Raw genomic sequence first — 5,030 nt, 5'->3', positions numbered from 1 at the left:
GCACAAAAACAAAAAAGCGGCCCCAAAAAAGAGAGCCGCCTTCATCAATCAAGCCAACGCAAGTCGGCAACCAAAATCAAGCGTGCAAAACCTGCTGCGCCTGCTTGGGAATCCACTCCTGCAAGGTAATCTCAATCGTGATGAACGACAGATTCGCCCCACGCACAAAGCGCCCCGCAAAAATCTTCCCCTCCACATCCGCCACCACACCCTGCAAAGGATGAGCATGCGGCTTGCTGCCGTTGAAGCCGATCTCGCCGAAGACGTTGAGGATCTCGACCCCCGGCCCGTTGATTTCCATTTCGCGCGAACCGGTAGGCGTCGCGTATTCCAGGTGCGCATCGATCAGGCTGCCGATGGCGCCGCGCACGATGGCGGTTTGCATGCCGTATTGACGGCATAGCGCTTCCACGCTTTCGGTGAGGTCCTGGTTGGGTTTGAGGCGCGCCATCACCAGTTTCCCCAGTGTGCCTTCCTCTACCTGAATGTCGTTGTCGTTGATGTGTGTCTCTGTGTTTTTTATAAGTGTCGATGTCGTCATCATGATTCCATGGGTGTCGGATGCAATAGACTGAATAGCGTCTCTTCATCGCTGTTGACGACGAAAGCGCCCTGGGAAAACAAGCACAGGCGGATGATGAGCGGATCGTCGCCCACTTCCACCGTGTCGAGCAATAAATGCCCGCCGTGTATCGAGCCGTCGCCGTCAAGGAAACCGGCGTGGCAATGCAATAATACTTTTCCTTCCTGGTTCTGGCCAACCGTGATCGCGCCGGTGACGAAGGTGATCACGCCTTCCAGCACATGCGGCAGGCCGTAGTCGTACGGACGGTTGGCGTCGCGCGTGTTCTCGATGCGATGGTAGTGCAGCTTGCGCGCGGTGCCGCCGCACATGCGGCCGACGCCGCCGCGCTGGCCGTAGCGTTGCAGCACTTCGCGCAAGGCTGCGCCGACTTTGGTGCCGGGCTGCAGCGTGATGCGCAGTTCTTCCGCCGGATTGGCCTCCAGGTCTAGCGTGCGCGGGTAGCTCTGCTGGCCGGCGTGCAGAAACTTGCGTACCTCGACAAATCCCGGATGGCCTTCGGCGGACTTGTTGGAAATTTTCATAAGCGATAGTCACCTTTCTCCTCGAGCAGACTTTTGATCTGCTTCTTGACGATCTTTCCATAACCGGATTTCGGCATGGTCTCCCAGAACACGAAGCGGCGCGGCCATTTGTATTTGGCGATGCGACTCTCCAGATGCGACAACAGCGCGTCGCCGTCGGCTTGCTGGCCGGACTTGGCGACGATGACGGCGATGCCGCTTTCGCCCCATTTCGGATCCGGCACGCCGAGCACGGCGACTTCGGATACCGATGGGTGGGTCAGCAGTGCTTCTTCGATCTCGCGCGGATAGACGTTGGAGCCGCCCGAGATGTACATGTCGGACGAGCGACCGGTGATATACAGGAAACCGTCTTGGTCCACATGACCGAGGTCGCCGGTGTGGAACCAGTCGCCCTTGAATGCCTTGGCATTGGCGTCCGGATTGTTGTGATATCCCATGAACACGGCGGGGCCACGCACGCAGATTTCACCGGTTTCAAACGGCTTCAATTTTTTGCAGCTGTCATCGAGGATGGCGATTTCCATGCCGGTGCGCGGCATGCCGCAAGAGCCGACGCGCGCTTTCGGATGGGCGTCGTCCGCTTCGTGCATGTACGGCGGCAGGAAGGTGATGTTGCCGGTCACTTCGCCGAGGCCATAGTACTGCACCAGCACCTTGCCGAGCTTCTTCAATGCGTACACCTGGTCGGCACGGTACATCGGCGCACCAGCGTAGATGACGTGCTTGAGCGAGCTGTGGTCGTAGCGGTCGACCGATTCGTCTTCGGTGAGGATCTTGACGATGGTCGGCACGGTGAACATGTTGTCGACGCGATGGCGCTGCACCAGTTGCCAGGCCTCTTCCGGCACCAGGCGTTCGGTCGACAGCAGGATGCTGGCCGCGCCGCGCGCGGTATTGATGACCGCATGCACGCCCGCGCCGTGCGACAGCGGCGCGACCACCAGCGAGCGCGATTGATGGGTCAGGCCCGGCAGCAAGTCGGCGAGGTGATTGGTGACGACGAAAGCCATCTGGCCGTGCGACAGCATGCCCGCCTTTGGATGTCCGGTGGTGCCTGAGGTGTAGAAGAACCACAGCGGGTCTTCGTAATCGACTTCCACTTCATCGAAGGACTGATGCGCGCCGGTCGCGGTGGCGAGTGTTTCGAAATCCAGTTCGCCGGCGCGCGGGTCTTGTAGCGCGATGACGTGTTTCAGCGCGGGGGAGACTTCCTTGACGGCGTCGACGTAGTTGGCGAAGCCGCGGTCGTACAGCATCACGCTGGCGCCGCTGGACTGGCCGAGGTAGGCGGCTTCCGGCGGCGTGATGCGCACGTTGGTCGGGACCCAAACCATGCCCAGCTTGAATGCCGCCCAGGCGCTTTCAAAAATCTGCAGGTTGTTGCGGGAGTGGACCAGCATCTTGTCGCCCTTGCTCACGCCCAGCTTTTGCAGCGAGTGGGCGAGCGTGTCGACGCGGTCGTTGATCTGTTTCCAGGTGGCGATCTTGTCGCCTTTGCCGTCCGCGGTGCCATCGCCGAAGATCAGGCCGGGCTCGTCAGGAAAGCGACGGGCGACGTCGGATAGCAGGCGCCCCAGGTTCATTACTTTGGTTAACATCGTCTCGCTCGTGTGTATTTTTATGTGGGTCTTTGCTACGGTTGTTGCAATTACTAGCGTTGTTGCTGCCGTCCCGGACAGTGCCGGGACGACGGCGGGAAAATCAATGCACGCGTTCCAGGATGCTCACGTAGTTCGCCACCGCAGCGCCGCCCATGTTGAACACGCCGGCATAGCGCGCATTTGGAATCTGCATGTCGCCGGCATCGTGGCTGGCCTGCATCGCCGCCATCACGTGCATCGACACGCCGGTAGCGCCCACCGGATGCCCCTTGGACTTCAGTCCGCCGGACGGATTGACCGGCAGCTTGCCATCCTTGGCGGTGATGCCTTCGGCGATCACGCGCGCGCCCTGACCGTGCGGAGCCAGGCCCATGGCTTCATACTCCAGCAACTCGGCGATGGTGAAGCAGTCGTGGGTTTCCACCAGCGACAGGTCGAGCAATTTCAGGTCGGCCTGTTTCAATGCCTGTTGCCATGCCAGCGTACCGGCTTCGAAGCGGGTCGGATCGCGGCGCGACAGCGGCAGGAAATCATTGACGTGCACGGCGGCGCGGAAGGTCACGGCGCGTTGCATGGTCTTGGCGACATCGGCGGCGCTCAGGATCAGCGCGGCGGCGCCGTCGGAGATCAGCGAGCAGTCGGTGCGCTTGAGCGGACCGGCGACGAAGGGATTTTTTTCCGACACATTGCGGCAGAAATCGAAGCCGAAATCCTTGCGCATGTGGGCGTAGGGATTGCTCATGCCGTTCTTGTGATTCTTGGCGGCAATGGCGGCCAGGGCATCCGACTGATCGCCGTAGCGGTCGAAGTAGGCCTGCGCAATCTTGCCGAACACGCCGGCGAAGCCGCCCGGGATGCCGGCTTCTTCTTTGGCGTAGCAGCACTTGAGCAGCACTTCGCCGACTTGCGGCGTGGCCAGCTCGGTCATTTTTTCAAAGCCGATCACCAGCGCGTGCTTGGCCTGGCCGGACAGGATCGATTGCATGCCGGAGTGGATCGCGGCCGAGCCGGTGGCGCAGGCGTTCTCGACGCGCACGGCCGGTTTGAAACGCAGCTCTGGCAAGGTATTGAACACCAGTGAGGACGGGAAATCCTGATACAGGAAACCGCCGTTGAAGGTGCCGATATGGATCGAGCCGATGTCTTCCGGCGTCAGGCCGGCGTGTTCGATGGCGGCCTTGGCGACCTGGCCGATCAGCGCTTCCGGATCGATGCCGTCGAGCTTGCCGAATTGGGAGTGGTTCCAGCCGGTGATGCAGGGGGAGGAGGCAGTCATGTGCGCAGTCATGTGGATTCCTGAAAGAGTGTGTTGGGACAACAATATGCAAAAACGATGCCACGTTTTTCGGCAGCCGGCGCGGCTTGGTTTCGTTGATTCTTGTGATGGCGGCAGCGCCCGTACGGGTGGCGTCGGCGGGCCGTGATGGCGGTAAACATAGCACGTTGCGTGCTGGGGTGAATTTGCTGCGTTGCGGTATGAGGTCTGGCTGAAAAACGCATACAGGTGTCAATCAAGTGTTCAGGCAATGCGACAGGTGTCGCATCAAAATAAACACCCGATTAGCCTTCACATCCCTTGTCGAATCAGGCGTTTATCGAAGAGAATGTGCGTGCAATGCCGACTTCAGGGAGGGGCGCCCAGGTCAGTCGAGACACTTCGACGACTTGGCATCCAAATTGCTCTAGGACGCATAAGCAGTGCTGAATTAGTCGTTACTAGTATCGGCAACATAAATTAACCAAAACTAAAATCAGGAGACAAACAGATGGGTAACCCAACTGCCAGCATCACTCGCCGTCGTTTTTTGAAGACTGTTTCCGTCGCTTCGGCTGCCGCTGCCACCGGCATGATATCGACCCAGGCATTTGCCGCAGCTGAGTTCACGCTGAAGTACGCCAACAACCTGCCGGCCACGCATCCGATGAATCTGCGCGCGAAGGAAATGGCCGCCAAGATCGCGACCGAATCCAAGGGCCGCATCGATTTCCAGGTCTATCCGAACAACCAGCTCGGCAACGACACCGACACGCTGGGCCAGGTGCGCTCGGGCGCGGTCGACTTCTTCACATTGTCGCCGTTGATCCTCGGCACGCTGGTGCCGGCTGCGCAGATCAGCGGCGTCGGCTTTGCCTTCAAGGATTACAACCAGGTGTGGGCTGCACTCGACGGCGAGCTGGGCGCGCACGTGCGCAAGCAGATCGACGCCAAGTCGACCGTCTTTGCATTTGAAAAGATCTGGGACAACGGCTACCGCCAGATCACCAACAGCACCCGCGCGATCAACAAGCCGGAAGACCTCAAGGGCATGAAGCTGCGCG

Annotated in this window: 5 protein-coding genes; 1 reads left to right on the top strand and 4 read right to left on the bottom strand. The window is 60.0% G+C overall.

The genetic code is table 11. The annotated features are described in order from the left end of the window. Nucleotides 1-76: 76 nt before the first annotated feature. The 4 genes from HLUSI_RS0104105 to HLUSI_RS0104090 form a co-directional block, all read right to left on the bottom strand. Complete coding sequence (locus HLUSI_RS0104105; protein ID WP_040503150.1) at nt 77-541, bottom strand: PPC domain-containing DNA-binding protein; 465 nt, start codon at nt 539-541, stop codon at nt 77-79. Beyond that, on the bottom strand, nt 541-1,107 hold the full coding sequence (locus HLUSI_RS0104100; RefSeq protein ID WP_016832767.1) for a PCC domain-containing protein: 567 nt from the start codon (nt 1,105-1,107) through the stop codon (nt 541-543). Before HLUSI_RS0104100 ends, HLUSI_RS0104105 begins: the two co-directional genes overlap by 1 nt. After that, on the bottom strand, nt 1,104-2,732 hold the full coding sequence (locus HLUSI_RS0104095) for an acyl-CoA synthetase (protein ID WP_269147399.1): 1,629 nt from the start codon (nt 2,730-2,732) through the stop codon (nt 1,104-1,106). Before HLUSI_RS0104095 ends, HLUSI_RS0104100 begins: the two co-directional genes overlap by 4 nt. A 79-nt stretch (nt 2,733-2,811) precedes the next feature. After that, nucleotides 2,812-3,999 carry an acetyl-CoA acetyltransferase gene (locus HLUSI_RS0104090; protein ID WP_016832765.1) on the bottom strand — a complete coding sequence of 396 codons (1,188 nt, stop codon included), beginning with the start codon at nt 3,997-3,999 and terminating at the stop codon, nt 2,812-2,814. A 478-nt stretch (nt 4,000-4,477) separates the two neighbouring features. On the opposite strand from HLUSI_RS0104090, the gene HLUSI_RS0104085 reads away from it, so the two are divergent. After that, the coding region (locus HLUSI_RS0104085; RefSeq protein ID WP_029363108.1) for a TRAP transporter substrate-binding protein at nt 4,478-5,030 on the top strand (553 nt) is incomplete at its 3' end.

Origin of the sequence: Herbaspirillum lusitanum P6-12 (assembly GCF_000256565.1) — a bacterium.
GTDB classification, from domain to species: Bacteria; Pseudomonadota; Gammaproteobacteria; order Burkholderiales; family Burkholderiaceae_D; genus Herbaspirillum; species Herbaspirillum lusitanum.
The sequence above is the reverse complement of the archived record's forward strand: the minus strand, read 5'-3'. Positions and strand labels throughout refer to the sequence as shown.